Origin of the sequence: Actinoplanes sp. NPDC049668, assembly GCF_044465445.1 — a bacterium.
Lineage (GTDB): Bacteria > Actinomycetota > Actinomycetes > Mycobacteriales > Micromonosporaceae > Actinoplanes.
Genome location: NZ_JBITLR010000001.1, coordinates 680,705 through 700,326, shown reverse-complemented (window position 1 = coordinate 700,326; position 19,622 = coordinate 680,705). Strand labels below are relative to the sequence as shown.

Sequence of the window (19,622 nt, the reverse complement as noted above, 5' to 3'; positions counted from 1 at the left end):
GAAGGACCGGCGGCATCGGTGTGCCGCCGGTCCGTCCGGCTCGTACGGCCTGGGTCAGGCCTTCGTCCACTTCTGGTTCGAAGTGCCGCCGCAGTCCCAGAGCTGGAGTTGTGCGCCGTTCGCGCTGTTCCACTCCTTGATGTCGACGCACCTGTTGGCGGAGACGTTCACCAGGTCGCCGGCGGCCGAGAGGGTGAAGCGCTGCACCGGGTTGCCGTTGCAGGTGACCAGCTGGATCGGCGTGCCGTTGGCCAGCGCACCGCCGGCCGGATCCATGCACTTGCCCAGCCCCCGCACGGTGCCGTCGCTCGCGAACGACCACTTCTGCGCGGCGGTGCCGTTGCAGTCCCACATCTGCAGGCGGGCCCCGTCGACCGGGTTGCCCGACGGGATGTCGATGCAGCGGTTGCTGAAGTTCGACCGCAGCGCGGTGCTGCCGCTCGGCGGCGGCGTGGTGCCGTCGGTCCAGGCCGAGACGCGGACGTAGTCGACGAGCATGGTCTGCGGAAACACCGTGGTCCCGTCCGGGTAGCCGGGCCAGTAACCGCCGACGGCCACGTTCAGGATCATGAAGAACGGGTGGTCGAAGACCCACTGGTCGCCGCCGAGGCTGGCCGGGGTGACCCGGAAGTACTCGCTGCCGTCCAGGTACCAGACGATCAGGTTGGGCGACCACTCCACCGCGTAGTTGTGGAACGCGTTGCTCAGCGGGGTGCCGATGTTGCGGCTGCCACCGATGCCCTCGGCGCCGGAGTAGCCGGGTCCGTGGACGGTGCCGTAGAGCGTGTTCGGCTCCCGGCCGATGTTCTCCATGATGTCGATCTCGCCCGTGGTGGGCCAGTTGTTGCCGCCGAGCATCCAGAACGCGGGCCAGATGCCCTGACCCTTCGGGACCTTGATGGAGGCCTCGAAGCGGCCGTACCGCTGGGTGAACTTGTCCGCGGTCAGGATCCGGCCCGACGTGTACTGGCAGGTGCCGTAGTGGCACTGGTAGTTCGCCGGGTTCTCCCGGCGCGCCGTGATCGCCAGTTGGCCCTGGCCGTTCTGCGAGACGTTGCCGGTCGAGTTGGTGTAGTACTGCTGCTCGTTGTTGCCCCAGCCGCTGCCGCCGATGTCGAACTTCCACTTCGCGGAGTCGATCGAGGCGCCGGCCGGGCCGTTGAACTCGTCCTGCCAGGTGATGGGGCCGATGGCGGCCTCGGCGGTGTCGTTGCGGGAGGTGGCGACGAGGCCTGTCGTGAGGCTCGCCGCGACCAAGGTCGCGGCGAGTAGTTTACGGATATTACGCATGGGGATGGAACCTCCGGGGGAAGAGGTGTTAACACTTTAAATAGTGTTTACAGATCGACCAGCCTCAGTCAATAGAGACTGGTTCCGGAACCGTTGCCTTTCAGCGCGCTCTGGTGAGCACGCGATCGGTAGTCCCGCCTTGCGGTGGGACGGTCCCGGTCTGACCCGCGGGCGCGGTGCCGGGTTCACGTTTCACGGCCGCCTGCCCGCGTACGCGGGTCTTACGGGCGGCTCCACGTGCTGCCACCGGGCCACTCCCGGCGGTGTCGAACTCGGCCGCGAGGGCGGCCAGGTTCAACGCGGCGTTGCGGTCGCGGTCGATGACCAGTCCGCATACCTCGCAGTGGTACTCGCGCTCGGAGAGGGCGAGCTTGGCTTTCACCGCGCCGCAACCCGAGCAGGTCTTCGAGGACGGATACCAGCGGTCGGCGACCAGCAGCCGTCCACCGTTCCACACGGTCTTGTACGCCAACTGCCGGCGGATTTCGGCGAATCCGGCGTCGGCGACGTGTCGTGCCAGGCGCCGGTTGGCCAGCATGCCGATGACGTTGAGGTCCTCGACCACGACCGTGGCGTGCTCGGCCGTCAGCCGGCTGGTGAGCTTGTGCAGGCCGTCGCAGCGCAGGTTCGCCACGCGGGCGTGGGCGCGGCCGAGCCGGGCCGCGGCGCGTTGCCACCGCTTCGACGGCCGCCGTCCGGCACGCCGGTCCGGGCCTTGCTTGCGGGACAGCGCCCGGCCCAGCAAACGCAGCCGGGCCCGCGCGACGGCCAGGTGGCGCGGGTTGTCGACGAGTTCGCCGGTGGACAGCACGGCGAGGTGTTTGATGCCGACGTCCACGCCGACCACGCTGCCGGGCCGGGCCGGCATCCGCTGCCTGCGTTCCACCTCGACGCAGAACGCGACGTGCCACCGGCCACCGTCACGGCGCAGTGTGGCGGACATGATCCGGGCCGTGCCGTTGTCGATGCGGCGAGCGAGTTTGCGGGCGCACTCGTGCAGCTTCAACCGGCCCAGCCTCGGCAAGACGACGTGCATACGGTCCGGCTCGACCCGGATCGCGCCGGTGGTGAACCGCACCGACGGAACGGTGCGCCGGCGAGACTTGAACCGTGGAAAGCCGACCGGGCGTCCGGCCCGTTTCCCGCTGCGGGCGTCCGACCAGTTCTTCAGCGCGCGGGCAAGGGCGTCCAGGCCGGTGTTGAACGCCTCTTTCGACACTTGGCCCCACCACGGCGCGACGTCGGCCTTGGTGGCGTTCCACGCCTTGCGCAGCCCGGCAAGTGACCACGACAGCGACGGCGTGAGGTGCTCGTCTGGCACGCCGTAGGTGCGTTCCGCGGTGCGCTGGTCCATGACCGCCTTGACCCGAGCGAGCGCCCAGTTGTGCGCGACGCGGGCAGCACCGGCGTGCGCGAGCACCGCCCGTTCCTGGCCCGCAGTGAGGTCCAGCGCGTACCGGTACGCCTGGATCGTCTTCACCGCGGACCGTCCGCCCGTTGTTACAACTTCTTGAAGAGACTCGGCAGTGCGGTCGGCTCCCAGCCCGGCAGCGACGTGTGTGTCTCCAGCACCTGGTACTCGACGCCCTTGAACTTCACGGGCTGGCCGGCCACGTAGTCGGTGAACGGCGCCCACTCGGGCGTGGCCGGGGGAGCGGTCGTCGGCGGAGTCGTGGGCGGCTCCGTCGTCGGCGCCGTGGTCGGCGGCTCGGTGGTGGGAGCCTCGGTCGGCGCGGTCGCCGGCGGCTCGGTCGTCGGTGCGGTGGCCGGCGGCTCGGTGGGCGGCTCGGTCGCCGGCGGCTCGGTGGCCGGCGGCTCGGTCGCGCCCGCGGCCGCGAAGCTGACCGAGTCGACCTGCATCCGCGCCGGGAGGCCGTTGCCCGAACGGTCGTCGCCGGTGGCCAGGCTCAGCGCCAGCCGGAACGACTGGTCGGTGCCCAGGCCGCCCTCGGGCGTGACCCGGGAGACCTCCTGGCCGTCCACCGAGAGGACCGCCTCGCCGGGCGCCCAGTCCACCGCGTACGTGTGGAAGTCGTCGGAGAGCGACTCAGTCAGCACCTCGAACGAGGCGAAGCTCTGCCGGCCGGCGCCGATCAGCTCGAAGACCGGCCTCGCGTCGCCCTCGGGCGTCTTGATCCGGGCCTCGGCGTGGCCGGCGGTGGCGCGCAGCCGGTCCTTGGTCAGCAGCCGGGCCGAGGAGAACCCGCCCTCGTCCTCCCGGCGCAGGACGATCGTCAGGTTGCCGTCGCCGTCCAGGCGCGCGTTGCGGGTGCTCTCGCGGAACTGCAGCCCGTTGTCGGCCCGGTCCGTGTTCAGCGACCACTTGGTCGGGTCGACCGTGCTGCCGCGCTTGCCGTCGAAGTCGTCGGCGAACGCCGTCAGCGACGGGCTCCGGTCGCGGTCCCGGCGGTCGTTGTTCCCGGCGCGGTCCCGTTCCGCGGCGTCCGCGCTGTCGTTGCGGGTCGGCAGCCAGATGGCGGTGGCCAGTCCGGCGGTCGCGACCACGAATGCGACGACGAGTCGGGGCCGCAGCCAGGTGGGTTGCGGCGGCAGGCTGTGTCGCGGCACGGGAAACCTCCGAGGCCAAAGGTGCTGATGCGTCAGCAGAGACCTAAGAAGATCTGCGTCGAAACGTCAAGCCGAGGGGATGAAATTAAACGAAGATTCAGAATCCAGGTCGCCGGGCGGCGCGAAATGACCTCGGAGTCCGTTTTTGATCGCCGCGGGCGGGCGGCTCCCGGCCAGGTGTGGGATCGTTCCCGCATGGCGGAATCGAGTGGGCTGCAGACCCCGCTCTGGCGGGCGATCGCCGTGTTCCGGATCGCCGCGCTGCTCTACGTCGCCGTGCTGGTGGTCCGCAACGTCGGCGCGTACGAGCGGCCGATGCTCGCCTGGCCGGTGCTCGCGGTGATGGCGGGCTGGACGGTCTTCACCACGTACGCGTACGCCGTGCCGGCCCGGCGCCGGCCACCGCTGCTCATCGCCGACCTGCTCATCACCATGGCCGTGCTGGCCGCCAGCGTCTGGGTGATCGGGCGGGTCGCGCTGGAGGAGGGCCGGCCGACGCTCGCGGTGGCCTGGCACGTCGCCCCGGTGCTCGCGTGGGCCGTCGCGGGCGGCCGGCGCTGGGGCATCGTCGCCGCCCTGGCCATGGGCATCACCGACCTGACCGTCCGCGCGCACTACGACCAGGCCGCGTTCACCGGAACGGTGCTGATGGTGCTGGCCGCGACCGCGGTCGGCTACCTGGTCGGGGTCGCCGAGGTGTCGCAGCAGCGGCTCGAACGCGCCGTCCAGCTGGAGGCGACGACCCGGGAACGGGAGCGGCTCGCCCGCGACATCCACGACTCGGTGCTACAGGTGCTGGCCCTGGTCAAGCGCCGCGGCGCCGGGCTGGACGGCGAGGCCGGCGAGCTGGCGCGGCTGGCCGGCGAGCAGGAGGCAGCGCTGCGCACCCTGGTCACGGGCCGCACCGCCGAACGACCGGACGAGCACGCCGAGGCGGACCTGATGGCGTTGCTCGAGCCGTACGCGTCGGCGACGGTGTCGGTCGCGGGTCCGGCCGGTGCGGTCCGGCTGCCTGCCCGCGTCGCCGCGGAGCTCGCCGCGGCCGTCGCGGCGGCCCTGGACAACGTGGTGCGGCACTGCGAGCCCGGCACGAAGGCCTGGGTGCTGGTCGAGGACGAGCCGGCCGAGGTGACGGTCAGCGTGCGTGACGAGGGCCCCGGCATCGCGCCCGCGCGGCTCGACGAGGCCGAGGAGCAGGGCCGGCTCGGCGTGGCACAGTCGATCCGCGGCCGGCTCGCCGATCTCGGCGGCACGGTCCGGATCATCTCGGCGCCGGGGCAGGGCACGGAGGTCGAGCTCGCGCTGCCGCGCCGATAGGCTGAGCCGGTGACAGACGCACCCAGAACGCGGGTCATGGTCGTCGACGATCACCCGATGTGGCGCGAGGGCGTGAGCCGCGACCTGACGGCCGCCGGCTACGACGTGGTGGCCACGACCGGCGAGGGCCGGCAGGCGGTCCGCATCGCCGCGGCCGCGCGGCCCGACGTCGTGGTGCTCGACCTGCAGCTGCCGGACGTCTCCGGGGTCGAGGTGATCAACGGCCTGCTCGAGGCGGTGCCGGGCGTCCGGGTCCTGATGCTCTCCGCCAGCGGCGAGCAGCAGAGCGTGCTCGACGCGGTCAAGGCGGGCGCGAGCGGCTACCTGCTGAAGTCAGCCGCGCAGGCGGAGTTCCTGGACGCGGTGGGCCGCACCGCCGCCGGCGACACCGTCTTCACGCCGGGCCTGGCGGGCCTGGTGCTCGGCGAGTTCCGCCGGCTGGCCGTCGAGCCGGCCGCCCCGGACGCCCTGACCCCCAAGCTGACCGAGCGCGAGACCGAGGTGCTGCGCCTGGTGGCGAAGGGCCTGTCCTACCGGCAGATCGCCGAGCGGCTGGTGCTGAGCCACCGCACCGTGCAGAACCACGTGCAGAACACGCTGGGCAAGCTGCAGCTGCACAACCGGGTCGAGCTGACCCGCTACGCGATCGAGCAGGGCCTGGACTAGCGGTAGTCCGGCGCGTTCGTCTCGTGCATGGCCAGCTCTTCCGCGCTGGCTCCGCCGCCCGCCGCGCCGGCGTCGTAGGCGATGCTGTCCGCCTCGTCGTCGAAGCCGTAGCCCTCGTCCGTGGCGACCAGGCGGCCCACCGGCTCCGGCGACTCCTCGTCCAGCTGGCCGTCGTCGTAGAGGGACACCGCCGAGTTCGGGTCCGAGGTCGGGCCCGGCCCCCACACGTCCGCGTCGAAGCGGAGCTGCTCGGAGTCCTCGACGGTCTCGTCGTACGCGTGGTCGGTGTCCGGATCCGGGTCGTCGGCGCCGTAGTCGGGCTCCTCCTGGCGCAGGTGGTACGCGAGTGACTCGCCCTGCAGAGCCTCCGCCGGGGTGTCGCCGAAGCGGTTCGAGCCGCCCGGCCCGACGCCCGGCAGCGCGGCCGGATCGAGGCCGTCGGCCCATCGGGTGCTGTCCACCGAGTCGTACGCGTTCGAATCAGGGTCCGCGGTCTCGGGCAGGCCCGACGCTTGCGGGTCCGAGACTTCGGTCGGGTAGTCGTTGTCTCGCATGTTCCGCAATCTACCCGCGTGAGTGCCCCGCCATACCTACGCTTGGGACTTCCGTCGGCCGTACCTGCTCACCGTCGAGCACCGCCCAGACGACCTTGCCGCCGGTCAGCGCCAGGCTGCCCCAGCGGCTGGCCACCGAGTCGATCAACAGCAGGCCGCGGCCGCCGTACGAGGTGACCGGCACCGGGTCGCCGGAGAAGCTCGGCACGACCGCCGAGTGGTCGCGGACGGCCACCGTCACCGTGTCGCCGCGCAGCCCGAGCAGCACCGTCATCGGGGTCCTGGCATGCACGACGACGTTGTTGACCATCTCGGTGACCACCGTGCAGGCGGGCCCGGCCAGCCCGGGCAGCTCCCAGCGGCCGCACGCCTCGGTGACCAGCTGGCGCGAGCGCCGGGCCGCGCCGACCTGCGGCTCCATGGTCAGGTCGAGGAAGTGTCCCGGTGCCGGGGCGCCGAGCGCGGTGAACGCCTCGGTCGCGGTCGGCCACACCGGCAGCCCGGTGCCGTGCCAGGCCTCGCCCTCAGTGACCGCGCAGATCATCAGGCGGCTGCCGGGCCAGTCGGCGACCTCCGCGGCGAGCTCGCTCAGCACGGCGACCGCCGCCGGGTCGCGGATGCTCAGTTCGGCCACGTCGACGACGACCGCCTCGGGCTGGCCGGCCAGGAAGTCGAGCAGCATGGATCGCACGAGCGGGGCGGTGACGGCGTCGAGGATCCCGGTCAGCCGGACGACCGGATAGGTCTGCCCGCTGTCCACCAGGTGCCGGACCTCGCTCGACATGATCGCTCCATTGTGCGTAACGCGGGTCGGCCCCGCATTTCGGGGAGTGGTGGTCCCGTTGTGAGGCGTTCTAGCCGTATGCCCTATTAACGACTGAATAGCCTGTGTAGGTGGTACCCCGTGGCCTGAGTCTCATGCACTCAGCGCCGTGCGGGGTGCAAACGCGTATTGCCCTTCGGCCGGTCCGTGCGCGGATGCGCCGTCGCGTGGTGGTGCTGCGGCTCGGCGTACCGGGTCATGGCGATCACCGAGGCCAGGGTGACCACGAAGCCGACCGCGGCCATCCACTCCCGGCCCGGGTGGATCTTGTCGCCGAGCCAGAGCAGGCCGACGACGGCCGCCGGAACGGCGCCGGCGGCGTCCATCGCGGCCACCGCGGCGGTCGTCGAGCCGCGCTGCATGGCGAGGCCGAGCAGCAGCTGGCCGACGAGCGAGTGCGCGACCAGCAGATAGAGCAGCGGATTGGCGCAGAAGTCGCCGAGCGTCTGCTCGCTGGCGAGCGGGCGGGCCGCGATGGCCGCCGCCGAGAACGCGATGCCGGCCAGGGAACCGAGCGCGACGGAGCCGAGGGCGCCGTGTAGTCGTACCGCGAAGAAGCCGAGCACCGCGATGGCCAGGAGCGCGCCGGCCAGCCCGAACATCCCCGCGGCGCCCAGCTGCCGGGACTGCGCCGGCTGCGCGGAGAGCACCAGCGCCGTGATCCCGCCGAGCAGCAGGGCGAGCAGCGCCACCTCCGCGACGGGCAGGGTCCACTTCAGCACCAGTACGCCGAGCAGGGCGGTCACGCCGAGCCCGGCGGCGACGCTGGCCTGCACGAGGAACAGCGGTAGGTCGCGGCGCGCGAGGAAGGCCAGCACGAAGCCCAGGACCTGGCACAACAGGCCGAGCAGGTACGTACGGTGACAGGCGAGCCGGACCAGCAGCTGCGGGTCGAAGGTGTGATGCACGGTCGTGCGCGCGGCCGCCACGGACTGCAGAAGATTGGCGACGCCGTACGCGGCGATCATCGCGGCGAGATAGAACCAGCCCGACGACATCACCCGGCGAGAATAGACCAGCTCCGGCAACCCCTCAGGACTATCGGTGCGTCACGCCGTCGCACGGGCCAGCCGTCCGAGGATTTCGGCGTGCAGGTGACCGTTGGTGGCGATGGCGCTACCGTCGCCCGGCGCGCGCTGCCCGTCGAGGTCGGTGAACTCGCCGCCGGCCTCGGTGACGATCGGGATCAGCGCCGCCACGTCCCAGAGCGACAGCTCGGGCTCGACCATGACGTCCAGGGCGCCCTCGGCGAGCAGCATGTAGCCGTAGAAGTCGCCGTACGCCCGGCTACGCCAGGAGTCGCGCATGATGTCCAGCATCGGCTCGAGCCGGCCGGCCTCCTCCCAGGCCGGCAGGCTCGCGTAGCAGAAGCTGGCGTCGCCGAGCTTGCGCACGGCGGAGACGGAGATCTTGGTGGCGGCGCGCTGGTGCCGGCCTGCGTAGGCGCCGTGCCCCACCGCACCCCACCAGCGCCGGCCCAGCGCGGGCGCGGACACCAGGCCGGCGACCGGGCGCTCGCCCTCCATCAGGGCGATCAGGGTGCCCCAGACCGGCACGCCGCGGATGAAGTTCTTGGTGCCGTCGATCGGGTCGATCACCCAGTGCCGGTTGCCCTGCCCGGCGGGCGGGGTCGACATGCCGAACTCCTCGCCGAGCACGCCGTCGCGGGGCCGGGCCCGCGACAGCGTCCCGCGGATCGCCTTCTCGACGGCGGTGTCCGCATCGGAGACCGGCGTCAGGTCGGGCTTGGCCTCGACGTGCAGGTCCAGTGCGCGGAACCGGGCCATGGAGATCGAGTCGGCCGTGTCGGCGAGCATGTGGGCAAGGGCGAGGTCATCGGCATACGAGGCCATGCCGGGCACGCTAGCCGATCCGGTCGCACCCTTGGCGTCACTCGATCTGATCGCGCGGGTCCGGCTCGCCGGCGCGCGAGGTCAGCAGCCTGCGGTACGAGGCCAGGCGCCGCGCGTCGGCCTTGCCCGCGGTGATCCAGGCGTCCAGGGCGCAGTCCACGTCGCCGGCGGCGTGTCCGCAGTTGGGCGGGCAGTCGACCGTGCCCTCGACCAGGTCCGGGAAGCCGTGCAGCAGGCTTTCGGCGCTCACGTGCGCGAGCCCGAAGCTCCGGATGCCGGGCGTGTCGATGATCCAGCCGGGGTCGCCTTTGCGGCGGACCCGGGGCAGGCGCAGCGCCACCGCGCTGGTCGAGGTGTGCCGGCCCTTGCCGATCGCGCTGACCACGCCGACCGCCCGCAGCGCGTCGGGGACCAGCCGGTTGACCAGCGTGGACTTGCCGACGCCGGAGTGGCCGACCAGGACCGAGATCCGGCCGGCCAGCCGGTCCCGCACCTCGGTCAGGTCGCTGTCGGGCTTGACCAGCACGTACGGCAGGTCCAGCTCGGTGTAGTAGTCCAGCACCGCCTCGGGGCCCGCCAGGTCGGCCTTGGTGAAGCACAGCAGCGGCTCGATGTCCGCGTCGTAGGCCGCCACCAGGCAGCGGTCGATGAAGCCGGTCCGCGGCGGCGGGTCGGCCAGCGCGCTGACGATGACCAGCTGGTCGGCGTTGGCGACCACGACCCGCTCGAGCCGGCCCTCGGGGGTGGTGTCGTCGTCGTCCGCGGTGCGGCGCAGCACCGAGCTGCGCTCGGCGATCCGCACGATCCGGGCCAGCGCGCCCGGCGCACCGGACGTGTCGCCGACCAGCGCGACCCGGTCGCCGACCACGACGGACTTGCGGCCCAGCTCGCGGGCGCGCATGGCGGTGATCAGCTCGTCCAGGTGCTCGGCGTCCTCGCGCACGCAGCCGTAGCGGCCCCGGTCCACGGTGATCACGAGGGCGTCGACGGCGTCCTCGTGCTTGGGCCTGGTCCGGGTGCGTGGGCGCGAGGAACGGCCGGGCCTGATCCGTACGTCGTCCTCGTCGTACTCACGCTTTCTGGCCGGCAGCTTCAGCTCCCCGTCACGAGGTGCGCCCAGAGCTCGGGGAACTCGGGCAGGGTCTTGGAGGTACACGCTACGTCGGTGAGGCGCACTCCCTCGACGGCGAGGCCGATCACCGCCGCCGCGTGCGCCATGCGGTGGTCGGCGTAGGTCTCGAAATCGGCCGGGCGCAGCGGGCCGGGGGTGATCTCCAGCCCGTCGGGGTGCTCGACGATGCCGGCGCCGACCTTGCCCAGCTCGGTGGCGAGCGCCGCGAGCCGGTCGGTCTCGTGGCCGCGGATGTGCGCCACGCCGCGCAGCTCGGACGGCGAGTCGGCCAGGGCCGCGAGCGCCGCTATCACCGGGGTCAGCTCGCTGACCTCGGACAGGTCGGCCTCGATGCCGTGCAGCGCGCCGGTGCCGCGCACGGTGAGCCCCTCGTCGTCCTGGCCGACCTCGGCGCCGAGCGCGGTGAGCAGCTCGGTCAGCCGGCGCACCGGCTGCCAGCTGTCGCGCGGCCAGCCGGCCAGCGTGACGGTGCCGCCGGTGACCATTGCCGCGGCGAAGAACGGCGCCGCGCCGGACAGGTCCGGCTCGATGTCCCAGGTGCGGCCCCGCAGCCCGCCCGGCTCGACCGCCCACACGTCGGGCACGCTCTCGTCCACCGTCGCGCCGGCGGCGCGCAGCATGTGCGTGGTCATCCGCAGGTGCGGCGCGGAGGGCACCGGCGGGCCCTCGTGGCGCAGGATCAGGCCCTTGGCGAAGCGGGGCGCGGAGAGCAGCAGCCCGGAGACGAACTGGCTGGAGCCGGAGGCGTCGATGACCGCCTCGCCGCCCGCGAGCAGTCCGGTGCCGCGCACGACCAGGGGCAGCCCGCCGGTCGGCGACGCGTCGATGTCGGCGCCGAGCGCGCGCAGCGCCTCGACGATCGGCCGCAGCGGTCGGTTGCGCGCGTGCGGGTCGCCGTCGAAGGTCACCGTGCCGTCGGCCAGCGCGGCGACCGGCGGCGCGAAGCGCATGATCGTGCCGGCCAGGCCGACGTCGATGCGGGCCGGCCCGCGCAGGTCGCCCGGCTCGACCCGCCACAGCTCGTCGGCGCCGGTGTCGAGCGTGACGCCCAGCGCGCGCAGGCCCGCGGCCATCAGCGTGGTGTCGCGGGCGCGCAGCGGGCGGCGGATCTCGGACGGCCCGTCGGCGAGCGCGCTGAGCACCAGCGCCCGCGCGGTCATCGATTTCGACCCGGGCAGCCGCACCGTGGTGGCGACCGGGCCGCCGGCGACGGGAGCCGTCCAGGGACGCGCTTGAGTAGTCACGCCCCCATTCTGCCGGTCGGCTACGACAGCCTGCGCGGGGCAACACGAAAGCGGCGAGCGGCGTAGGGTCCCTGGCATGTGCGGGCGGTACGCGACGACGCGGAGCGAGGCCGATCTCGGCCTGCTCTTCGACGCGGTGACCGTCGCCGAGGAGCTGGCGCCGAGCTGGAACGTCGCACCGACCGATCCGGTGCCGGTGGTCCGGATGTCGCGGCGCCACGACGCCCGGGTCGTCGACACGGCGCGCTGGGGCCTGATCCCGCCCTGGGCGGACGATCCGCGGGCCGGCGCACGGATGATCAATGCCCGCGCCGAGACCGTGGCGACGTCGCCGGCGTTCGCGCCCTCGTTCCAGCGCCGCCGCTGCCTGGTGCCGGCCGACGGCTGGTTCGAGTGGGTCCGCGACGGCAGGAAGCGCCAGGCCTTCTACATGACGCCGGCCGATTCGTCCGTGCTCGCCTTCGCGGGCATCTGGACGATGTGGCGCGAGCAGTCCCTGACCTGCAGCGTGCTGACCACCGCCGCGCTGGGCGGCCTCGCCGCCGTGCACGACCGGATGCCGCTGATCCTGCCGCGGGAGCGCTGGCCCGAGTGGCTGGCCGGCGGCGGCGACGCGCCGGACCTGCTGCGGCCGATGTCGCCCGCCGAGCTGGCGGCGATCGAGGTCCGCCCGGTCCGCCCGGACGTGGGCAACGTGCGCAACAACGGCCCGCACCTGCTGACGGCGCCCGAGCCGGTGATCGAGGCGGAGGCGACCCTCTTCTGATTGAATCCGGTGTTCATTCGCGTGTCTGAATTGCCGCTTCGTGACGAAAAGCGGCCGACTTTTGCCGCAAATGCAGGCACTTTTATCAGCCAGCTTTGTTAGGAGATCGACAAGCCCCTTGTTCTGATCTTCTTCCGTGCGATAGAAACCAGGGCCGGTGTGATGCCGGTCCGCACGGTGCGGACCGTCCGTCACGGCCCTACCGGCACCCACGGGGGAGGTGGGCTGATGACACGTGCTCGAATGCCGCGTCCACATGAGGTCGCCATTGCAAGGCGCGACCCGCGGCTGCTCAGTGCGATCGACGAACGCAGGTCCGACGAGGCCTGGCGTACCCGCGGCAACTGCCGCACGGTCGACCCTGAGACGTTCTTTCCGGCTCCGAACGAACCCTCCGAGAGCGCTGTCGCGCTCTGCGGGGGCTGCGACGTGCAGGGGCCGTGCCTGGCCTGGGCGTTGCAGGTCGGCGACTGCCACGGCGTCTGGGGCGGGACGACACCCAGGGAGCGGCGGGCGATGCTGGTCGCCTGGCGCGAACGGGTGCAGCCCGACGGGGCGGAGGTCGACGACGGCACGGACGAGGAAGACCGCCGGCTGCTCACGCTGGTGCCGATAAGCCGCTAGACATAGGAGTCGTGGACAGCTCCTTCATCGAAACGCCGCGCGGGCCGGCGGGGATCCGGATCACGGACCCGGCCGGCCCGCCCGTCAGCCTGCTCGTCCTCGGCCACGGCGCCGGCGGCGGCGTCGACGCGCCCGACCTGACGGCGGTGCACGACGTGGCCGTCGCCGCGGGGGTCCGGGTGGCGCTGGTGACCCAGCCGTACCGGGTCGCCGGCCGTCGCGCGCCCGCCCCGGCCGGCCAGCTCGACGAGGCCTGGACCGCGGTGGTGTCCGAGATCCGGATGGACGGCCTACCGCTCGTCCTGGGCGGCCGCTCGAGCGGCGCCCGGGTGGCCTGCCGCACGGCGCCGGCGCTCGGCGCGGCCGGCGTGCTGGCCCTGGCCTTTCCGCTGCACCCGCCGGGCCGGCCCGAGCGCAGCCGCGCCGGCGAGCTGCCGGCGGACCTGCCCACCCTGGTGGTCAACGGCGACCGGGACCCGTTCGGCGTGCCGGAGCCGGGCGGCCCGGTGCAGGTCGCCGTACGCCCGGGAGCGGTGCATGATCTGCGCCGTGACCTGCCCGGAACCGCCGAGATCGTGGCCGCCTGGCTGGCGGCCAACAGCTGGGCCCGATGAGCCGGAATGCGGGCCACCCCGCCGCCGTTGCACCACCCGGAAGGCAGTGTGTCGGAAGGGGTACCCCAAAGTGCGAGCCGAAACCGGATTCGTGGAGCGCGACGGTCTGCGGACCCGCCAGATGAACGGCCTGCTGCGCTCGCCCGAGTGGCCCGCGACCGCCCCGGCGGGCGTCCGTTCATCGGTGAGAGTCCGCACACCGGCGGTTTTCGAATCGGCGAGCGGGGGACAACCCGTATCCTCGGCGTGGCGGTCGAGGGGAGATTTGCGGGTGACGCCAGCAGAGCGGACCGAACGGACCGAACGCAGCGAGAAGGCCGAGGCGCGCCGCGCGCGCTTCGAACGCGACGCGCTGCCGTTCGTCGACCAGCTGTACGCGGCGGGCCTGCGGATGACGCGCAACCCCGCCGACGCCGAGGATCTCGTGCAGGAGACCTTCCTCAAGGCGTTCTCGGCCTTCCACCAGTTCGAGGAGGGTACGAACCTCAAGGCCTGGCTCTACCGCATCCTCACCAACACCTACATCAACTCCTATCGGCGCCGGCAGCGTCAGCCCGTGCAGGCGCCGACCGAGGAGATCTCGGACCGGCAGCTCGCCTCGTCCGAGTCGCACACCTCCGCGGGCCTGCGCTCGGCCGAGACCGAGGCGCTGGACAAGCTGCCCGACAGCGACATCAAGGACGCGCTGCAGCAGCTGCCCGAGGACTTCCGGCTGGCCGTCTACCTCGCTGATGTCGAGGGTTTCTCGTACAAGGAGATCGCCGACATCATGAACACGCCGATCGGCACGGTGATGTCCCGCCTGCACCGGGGGCGGCGCAACCTGCGCAAGATGCTCGAGCAGTACGCCATCGACCGGGGCATCACCCGCAGCTCCGGCGCGAGCGCCGCACAGGAGGCGTGAGCGACGTGAACGACGACGAGCACAAGACCGACTGCAGCGTAGTGATCAGCGAGGTCTACCTGTACCTCGACCTGGAGTGCAGCGACGACCGGCGACAGCTGATCCACAAGCACCTCGACGACTGCTCGGACTGCCTACGGGAGTACGGCATCGAGCACGAGGTCAAGGCCCTGGTGGCGCGCTGCTGCGGCGACGAGACGGCACCGCAGGAGCTGCGGGAGCGGCTCCGGATCAAGCTCAGCGAGTACGTGGTCGAGGTGGAGACGCGCGAGTACCTCCCCTGAGACCGCGGCGGTAGCGGCGACGAAGAAGGGCCGGCAGCGATCGCTGCCGGCCCTTCCCGTCGTCCACGGCTCAGGAGTTGGGGCGCTTGCCGTGGTTCGCCGCGCTCTTCTTCCTGGCCTTCTTCTTGCGAGACTTCTTCGCCATGTCGATCTCCATTCGTCCGCACGCCAACTCGCCGATGGTAGTCGGCGGCGGAACGGCGCCCCGGCACGCCCCATATGCCCGCACGGCAGCACCATGATTGGATACCGTTCACCCGAGTAGCGCCGACTAGGAGGACTTCACCATGGCCGATGAGATCCGAGCCGAGATGGTGGCCAACGTGTGGAAGGTCGTCGCCGCCGCGGGTGCCGATGTCGAGGAGGGGGACACCCTGGTGATCCTCGAGTCGATGAAGATGGAGATCCCCGTGCTCGCCGAGTCCGACGGCGTCGTGGCTCAGCTCGCGGTCAACGAGGGTGACGTGGTGCAGGAAGGCGACCTGATCGCCGTCATCGAGTAGTGCGGCCCGACAGCCAGCGCCGGAGGCGGACGCCGAATCGGCGCTGGCGCGGCATCAGCGGCACGGTGAAATCCTCCTCCTCCAGCATGAGAGCCGAGGCCCGCTCCCGGACGTCCGGCTCGAGACCCGGGGTCGCCAGCGCCAGGTGCGCCACCGACCAGGCGATCGGGTGGTGCGTGCCCGCGACCTCGTCGAGCCGCCGCGTCACCAGCTCCGCGACGTCGGCCCGCGCGTCCGGCTCGACCCAGGCGCTGGTGACCAGGGCGAAGAGCGCGGCCTCGGTGATCTGATCGGTGCCGCCGCCGGCCAGCTCGACGAGCATCCGGCGCCGGGCGGAGGTCGCCCACGGCTCGTCCGTGCGGTGGTGCAGTAGTCCCAGGCAGGCCCAGACCTGCGCGCAGCGCGCCCAGAGCTCCGGGTCGTGCGTGGCCAGCGCCCGCCCGACCTCGTTGTCCGGCGCCGGCGGCGGGCAGGCGATGAGCGCCAGCAGATCCTCCGGCTCGACCAGCACGAGCCCCAGCGCCGCGTCGTAGGCCGCCGGCGGGTGCGGCCACAGCGGGTGCGCGAGCCGGTGCAGCCGCTGCACGGCGGCCTCGGTCGGCCGTCCGGCGACGAACGGCTCCCGGGCCGGATCGGTGGTCGTGGCCGCCGCGGTCGGCACCCGGCTCAGCCAGGGCTGGTCGGCGCAGCAGTCGGCCAGGTCGGTGTGCTCGTGGGTGGCGTCGGGGTGGTCGCGCTGGAAGTCGGCGAGCCGGACCAGGTGCGCCAGGTCGCCGTCGGCGCGGTACCGCAGCCGGTGCGCGGTGTGCACCGCGCAGTCGAACTCCGGGTCCTTGGCCAGCGCCCGGTCGGCCCAGGCCAGCGCGTCGTCGAGCCGGCCGTGGTCGGCCAGGGTGCCGGCGATGTCCGCGTAGACGGAGAGGTCCTCGGGGTCGTACATGACCGCGCGGCGCAGGGCGGCGAGGCACTCGGGGATGCGGTCGGCGCTGCGGTAGGCGTAGCCCAGCCAGATCTCCGCCAGCTTCGACGGCCGGATCCGGGCGCCGCGCACCGCCCACTCCACGGCCACCTTCGACTCGCCGAGCCGGCGGGCCAGCGCGGAGCCCGCGCCGAGCAGCATGGCCTGGTCGGGGTGGGCGTCGACGGCGTGCCGCACCAGCGTCAGGTAGGGCCGCAGGGCGTCGCGCCCGGCCTCGGGCGCGGGGTCGCCGACGGCGGTGCAGAGCTGCATGACGATCTGGGCCAGCAGCCCGGGCTCCATCCGGGCGCCCAGTTCGGGGGCGATGACCCACGGCACACCCGCCCAGTCGACGCCGGGCGTGTGCCCGCTCGCCGCGACCAGCAGGGGCAGGCCGTCCTCGGGCCGGCCCGCGGCGGCGAGCAGGTGCGCCCGGGCGACGACGGTGCCGACGAACGCGTGCTGCTCGAGCGGGAAGAGCTCCAGGCCGCCGTCGGCGCGGGCGGCGAGGCGGCTGAGCAGTTCGTGGGTCTCCGGCAGGGTCGGCGCGTGCGCGATCGCGCCCGCCAGGTGATCGGCGGCGTGGTGCATCTCACCGCGTTCGAGCGCCGCGCGGGCCTGCTCGAGGTCGCGGTCGGCGGAGCGCCGGGAATCATCCATGACCACGCCTTTCCTGGGTGGCACGCCGTGTGCCACCGACGCGAGCCTAGGCGACGAATCTCGATATGTCAGGCCGCAAATTGCACCCACCTATGCTCGAAACGTTGCGATTAAAGGCTCTACCGTGCAAGACTGCGCACCAAATGAGCGGTAGTGCGCACGAGAGGACGGTTCAGTGACTCAGCGCGGCCAGGGAATGGCGGACGACATCGCAGAGCAGCCGGAGGGCTACGCGCGGCTGCTGGAGGGGGAGCCCGCCAAGGCGATCGCGGAGGTCGCGGCCCGGGTGGCCGAGCGGCGCCCCCGGCACGCGGTCTTCGTCGGGCGGGGCACGTCCGATCACGCGGCCCTCTACGCCGCCTACCTGACCGAGATCCGGCTGGGCATCCCGGTCGGCCTCGCCTCGCCCAGCGCGATCACCCTCTACGGCGCGCGGCCCGACCTCGCCGGCGCCCTGGTCGTCGGCGTCAGCCAGAGCGGCGGCTCGCCGGACCTCACCGAGGTGCTCAAGGTCGCCCGCGAGAGCGGCGCGCTGACCCTCGCGGTGACCAACAACCCCGCCTCGACCCTCGCGCAGACCGCCGAGCTCGCCATCGACGTCGGCGCGGCGCACGAGCGTGCCGTCGCCGCCACCAAGACCTACACGGCCGAGCTGCTCGCGCTGCTCCTGCTCGTCGAGGGCGTCCGCAACGGCGACGGCACGCTGCCCGCCGACGAGCGCGCCGCGCTGGAGAAGCTGCCGCGGCTGGCCGCCGACGTGCTCGCCGACCACGGCACGGACGAGCTCGCCCAGCGCTACCGGTTCGCGTCGCGCCTGGTCACCACCGGCCGGGGCTACGCGTACCCGACCGCGCGGGAGACCGCGCTCAAGCTCATGGAGACCTCGTACCTGCCGGCGCTGGCCTTCTCCGGCGCGGACCTGCTGCACGGCCCGCTCGCCATGGCCGACCCCGACGTGCCCGTGCTGGCCGTCGTCGGCGCCGGCCCCGGCGGGCGGTCGATGGCCGACGTGGTCGCCCGCCTCGGCGAGCGGCGCGCCGACGTGGTCACGGTCGGCGCCGCCGACATCCCCGGCGCCGCCGGCCGGCTGGCCGTGCCGGCCGTCGACGAGCGGTACGCCCCGCTGCTCGACATCCTGCCGCTGCAGCGGCTCGCGCTCGCCCTCGCGCTGGCCCGCGGCGAGGACCCGGACGCGCCGCGCGGCCTCAAGAAGGTCACCTCGACGCTCTGATCATGGGAGTACGCGGCGTCGGCATGGCACGCTTGTGCCGTGTCCACGCTGCGCGATCTCGCCGAGGAGCACACCGACCTCGGCACACCCGACATCGACCACCTCACCCGGCTCGCCGGCGACTGGCAGCTGCTGTCCGACCTGTCCTTCGCCGACCTGCTGCTCTGGGTACCGATCCGGTCCGAGGAGGGCGGGCCGCGCACGTTCCTCTGCGTGGCGCAGGTACGCCCGAACACCTCCTCGACCGCGTACCAGGACGACCAGGTCGGCAAGATCGTGGGCGGCGCGGAGGTCGCACACCTCGGCATCGCGTACGCGCAGGGCCGGATCTGGCGCGAGGGCGACCCGGTCTGGTACGGCGACACCCCGGCCCGGCACGAGGCGATCCCGGTGCGGCTGCGCGGCCCGGACGAGAACATCGAGGTGATCGCGGTCATCGGCCGCGACACCAACCTGTCCACCGCGCGGACACCCAGCCAGCTCGAGCTCAACTACCTGACCACCGCCGACGACCTGGCGCAGATGGTCGCCGACGGCACCTTCCCGCCGCCGGCGAACAAGGGCGAGACCACCTCGGCGCCGCGCGTCGGCGACGGCCTGATCCGGCTCGACGCGGGCGGCAAGGTCACCTACGCGAGCCCGAACGCGCAGTCCGCGTACCGCCGGCTCGGTTTCAACGCGCACCTGGTCGGCGAGGAGCTCTCGGCGCTCTCCAGCCGGCTCGCCGCGGACCCGCTCGAGGGCACCGACGCCGCCGAGCGCATCCTCAGCGCCCTGCGCGGCGAGGCGCCGGCGCGCAAGGAGATCGAGGCCCGGGGCGCGACAGTGCTGATCCGGGCGCTGCCGCTGATGCCCGCCGGGGTGCCGATCGGCGCGCTGGTGCTGGCCCGCGACGTCACCGAGGTGCGCCGCCGCGATCGCGCGCTGATGACCAAGGACGCGACGATCCGCGAGATCCACCACCGGGTCAAGAACAACCTGCAGACGGTCGCGGCGCTGCTGCGCCTGCAGGCCCGCCGGGTGGACGCCCCGGAGGCCCGGGTGGCCCTGGAGGAATCCGTACGCCGGGTCGCGTCGATCGCCCTGGTGCACGAGACGCTGTCGATGTCCAGCGACGAGGCGGTCGATTTCGACGGCATCGTCGACCGGGTCGCCACCGCCGCGACCGAGGTGGCCGGCACCGAGGTCACCGTGAAGATGCGCCGCGAGGGCACGTTCGGCGTGCTGCCGGCCGAGATCGCCACCTCGCTGGTGATGGTCCTCAACGAGCTGCTGATCAACGCGGTCGAGCACGGCTTCCCGGCGCCGGACGAGGACGCGCCGGCCGCCGCGCCCTCGCTGACCCCGCCGGCGCCGAACGGCGAGGTCGTGGTCTCCGCGCACCGGTTCCGCAAGCAGCTGCACGTCACGGTCGCCGACAACGGCCGGGGACTGCCCGACGACTTCGCGGCCGACGACAGCGGGCGCCTCGGCCTGCAGATCGTCCGGGCGCTGGCCACCGGCGAGCTGCGCGGCAGCATCGAGCTGCGCAACCGGGCCGGCGGCGGCACCGAGGCGGTCCTGGTGGTGCCGCTCGGCAAGCGCTGACCGCGGTGTCCGTCGCCACACTCCCGCAATCTGGACCGGGCTGG

The 19,622-nt window shown here is 72.7% G+C and carries 21 protein-coding genes; 10 read left to right on the top strand and 11 right to left on the bottom strand.

The features are described 5' to 3' along the window. Positions 1-54 precede the first annotated feature (54 nt). The 3 genes from ACIBSW_RS03215 to ACIBSW_RS03205 form a co-directional block, all read right to left on the bottom strand. Entirely contained in the window at positions 55-1,290 is a 1,236-nt protein-coding gene (locus tag ACIBSW_RS03215; RefSeq protein ID WP_354727596.1) for a family 16 glycosylhydrolase, read from the bottom strand. Between the two features lie 100 nt (positions 1,291-1,390). Next, positions 1,391-2,770: an IS607 family element RNA-guided endonuclease TnpB gene (gene tnpB / locus ACIBSW_RS03210; RefSeq protein WP_354727598.1), complete on the bottom strand. Its 1,380-nt coding sequence runs from the start codon at positions 2,768-2,770 to the stop codon at positions 1,391-1,393. 20 nt (positions 2,771-2,790) lie between these two features. Next, positions 2,791-3,858: a carbohydrate-binding protein gene (locus tag ACIBSW_RS03205; protein ID WP_354727600.1), complete on the bottom strand. Its 1,068-nt coding sequence runs from the start codon at positions 3,856-3,858 to the stop codon at positions 2,791-2,793. 195 nt (positions 3,859-4,053) lie between these two features. On the opposite strand from ACIBSW_RS03205, the gene macS reads away from it, so the two are divergent. Together macS and ACIBSW_RS03195 are read left to right on the top strand one after the other, a co-directional pair. Further along, positions 4,054-5,175 carry a MacS family sensor histidine kinase gene (macS, locus tag ACIBSW_RS03200; protein ID WP_354727602.1) on the top strand — a complete coding sequence of 374 codons (1,122 nt, stop codon included), beginning with the start codon at positions 4,054-4,056 and terminating at the stop codon, positions 5,173-5,175. A gap of 36 nt (positions 5,176-5,211) precedes the next feature. Further along, positions 5,212-5,841, top strand: a complete 630-nt coding sequence (locus ACIBSW_RS03195) for a response regulator transcription factor (protein ID WP_354727619.1) — start codon at positions 5,212-5,214, stop codon at positions 5,839-5,841. Here the strand turns inward: ACIBSW_RS03195 and ACIBSW_RS03190 are convergent. From ACIBSW_RS03190 to aroA, 6 genes are all read right to left on the bottom strand, one after another. Further along, positions 5,838-6,395, bottom strand: a complete 558-nt coding sequence (locus ACIBSW_RS03190; protein ID WP_354727604.1) for a DUF5709 domain-containing protein — start codon at positions 6,393-6,395, stop codon at positions 5,838-5,840. The genes ACIBSW_RS03195 and ACIBSW_RS03190 overlap by 4 nt on opposite strands. Positions 6,396-6,405: 10 nt before the next feature. Beyond that, positions 6,406-7,179: an ATP-binding protein gene (locus ACIBSW_RS03185; protein WP_354727606.1), complete on the bottom strand. Its 774-nt coding sequence runs from the start codon at positions 7,177-7,179 to the stop codon at positions 6,406-6,408. A 140-nt stretch (positions 7,180-7,319) separates the two neighbouring features. Then, complete coding sequence (locus ACIBSW_RS03180; protein WP_354727608.1) at positions 7,320-8,219, bottom strand: hypothetical protein; 900 nt, start codon at positions 8,217-8,219, stop codon at positions 7,320-7,322. Between the two features lie 48 nt (positions 8,220-8,267). Then, on the bottom strand, positions 8,268-9,071 hold the full coding sequence (gene hisN / locus ACIBSW_RS03175) for a histidinol-phosphatase (RefSeq protein WP_354727610.1): 804 nt from the start codon (positions 9,069-9,071) through the stop codon (positions 8,268-8,270). Between the two features lie 37 nt (positions 9,072-9,108). After that, entirely contained in the window at positions 9,109-10,191 is a 1,083-nt protein-coding gene (gene rsgA / locus ACIBSW_RS03170; RefSeq protein WP_404799248.1) for a ribosome small subunit-dependent GTPase A, read from the bottom strand. Continuing rightward, complete coding sequence (gene aroA / locus ACIBSW_RS03165; RefSeq protein WP_354727612.1) at positions 10,164-11,447, bottom strand: 3-phosphoshikimate 1-carboxyvinyltransferase; 1,284 nt, start codon at positions 11,445-11,447, stop codon at positions 10,164-10,166. The genes rsgA and aroA overlap by 28 nt, the downstream gene beginning before the upstream one ends. 76 nt (positions 11,448-11,523) lie before the next feature. On the opposite strand from aroA, the gene ACIBSW_RS03160 reads away from it, so the two are divergent. From ACIBSW_RS03160 to rsrA, 5 genes are all read left to right on the top strand, one after another. Continuing rightward, entirely contained in the window at positions 11,524-12,213 is a 690-nt protein-coding gene (locus ACIBSW_RS03160) for an SOS response-associated peptidase (RefSeq protein ID WP_354727614.1), read from the top strand. 228 nt (positions 12,214-12,441) lie between these two features. After that, entirely contained in the window at positions 12,442-12,837 is a 396-nt protein-coding gene (locus tag ACIBSW_RS03155; protein ID WP_354727616.1) for a WhiB family transcriptional regulator, read from the top strand. A gap of 11 nt (positions 12,838-12,848) precedes the next feature. Next, positions 12,849-13,451 (top strand): alpha/beta family hydrolase, encoded by a 603-nt coding sequence (locus ACIBSW_RS03150; RefSeq protein ID WP_354727617.1) that lies wholly within the window; start codon positions 12,849-12,851, stop codon positions 13,449-13,451. 121 nt (positions 13,452-13,572) lie between these two features. Next, positions 13,573-14,355, top strand: a complete 783-nt coding sequence (locus ACIBSW_RS03145; protein WP_354727623.1) for a sigma-70 family RNA polymerase sigma factor — start codon at positions 13,573-13,575, stop codon at positions 14,353-14,355. Positions 14,356-14,360: 5 nt separating this feature from the next. Beyond that, the gene (gene rsrA / locus ACIBSW_RS03140; protein ID WP_354727624.1) at positions 14,361-14,639 is read left to right on the top strand and encodes a mycothiol system anti-sigma-R factor; all 279 of its coding nucleotides are present in this window, start codon (positions 14,361-14,363) and stop codon (positions 14,637-14,639) included. 70 nt (positions 14,640-14,709) lie between these two features. Here the strand turns inward: rsrA and ACIBSW_RS03135 are convergent, their stop codons facing one another. Then, positions 14,710-14,784 (bottom strand): 50S ribosomal protein bL37, encoded by a 75-nt coding sequence (locus tag ACIBSW_RS03135; protein ID WP_369814844.1) that lies wholly within the window; start codon positions 14,782-14,784, stop codon positions 14,710-14,712. A 142-nt stretch (positions 14,785-14,926) separates the two neighbouring features. Between ACIBSW_RS03135 and ACIBSW_RS03130 the strand changes: the two genes are divergently transcribed. Further along, positions 14,927-15,142: a biotin/lipoyl-binding carrier protein gene (locus tag ACIBSW_RS03130; protein ID WP_184989578.1), complete on the top strand. Its 216-nt coding sequence runs from the start codon at positions 14,927-14,929 to the stop codon at positions 15,140-15,142. Here ACIBSW_RS03130 and ACIBSW_RS03125 read toward each other — a convergent pair. Beyond that, positions 15,132-16,760, bottom strand: coding sequence for a tetratricopeptide repeat protein (locus tag ACIBSW_RS03125; protein WP_354722648.1), 1,629 nt, complete (start codon positions 16,758-16,760; stop codon positions 15,132-15,134). The genes ACIBSW_RS03130 and ACIBSW_RS03125 overlap by 11 nt on opposite strands. Positions 16,761-16,956: 196 nt before the next feature. On the opposite strand from ACIBSW_RS03125, the gene ACIBSW_RS03120 reads away from it, so the two are divergent. Both ACIBSW_RS03120 and ACIBSW_RS03115 read left to right on the top strand, forming a co-directional pair. Continuing rightward, entirely contained in the window at positions 16,957-17,991 is a 1,035-nt protein-coding gene (locus tag ACIBSW_RS03120; protein WP_354722705.1) for an SIS domain-containing protein, read from the top strand. A gap of 39 nt (positions 17,992-18,030) precedes the next feature. Further along, a complete protein-coding gene (locus ACIBSW_RS03115) occupies positions 18,031-19,578 on the top strand; it encodes a histidine kinase N-terminal domain-containing protein (protein ID WP_354722649.1) in 1,548 nt (515 codons plus the stop codon). Positions 19,579-19,622 lie beyond the last annotated feature (44 nt).

Excerpts from the sequence above, each read along its gene's own strand:
- ACIBSW_RS03215 (WP_354727596.1), bottom strand. The coding sequence starts at position 1,290 with ATGCGTAATATCCGTAAACTACTCGCCGCGACCTTGGTCGCGGCGAGC.
- macS (WP_354727602.1), top strand. The coding sequence starts at position 4,054 with ATGGCGGAATCGAGTGGGCTGCAGACCCCGCTCTGGCGGGCGATCGCC.
- ACIBSW_RS03195 (WP_354727619.1), top strand. The coding sequence starts at position 5,212 with ATGGTCGTCGACGATCACCCGATGTGGCGCGAGGGCGTGAGCCGCGAC.
- ACIBSW_RS03190 (WP_354727604.1), bottom strand. The coding sequence starts at position 6,395 with ATGCGAGACAACGACTACCCGACCGAAGTCTCGGACCCGCAAGCGTCG.
- ACIBSW_RS03185 (WP_354727606.1), bottom strand. The coding sequence starts at position 7,179 with ATGTCGAGCGAGGTCCGGCACCTGGTGGACAGCGGGCAGACCTATCCG.
- hisN (WP_354727610.1), bottom strand. The coding sequence starts at position 9,071 with ATGGCCTCGTATGCCGATGACCTCGCCCTTGCCCACATGCTCGCCGAC.
- ACIBSW_RS03160 (WP_354727614.1), top strand. The coding sequence starts at position 11,524 with ATGTGCGGGCGGTACGCGACGACGCGGAGCGAGGCCGATCTCGGCCTG.
- ACIBSW_RS03155 (WP_354727616.1), top strand. The coding sequence starts at position 12,442 with ATGACACGTGCTCGAATGCCGCGTCCACATGAGGTCGCCATTGCAAGG.
- ACIBSW_RS03145 (WP_354727623.1), top strand. The coding sequence starts at position 13,573 with ATGAACGGCCTGCTGCGCTCGCCCGAGTGGCCCGCGACCGCCCCGGCG.
- ACIBSW_RS03130 (WP_184989578.1), top strand. The coding sequence starts at position 14,927 with ATGGCCGATGAGATCCGAGCCGAGATGGTGGCCAACGTGTGGAAGGTC.
- ACIBSW_RS03125 (WP_354722648.1), bottom strand. The coding sequence starts at position 16,760 with ATGGATGATTCCCGGCGCTCCGCCGACCGCGACCTCGAGCAGGCCCGC.
- ACIBSW_RS03120 (WP_354722705.1), top strand. The coding sequence starts at position 16,957 with ATGGCGGACGACATCGCAGAGCAGCCGGAGGGCTACGCGCGGCTGCTG.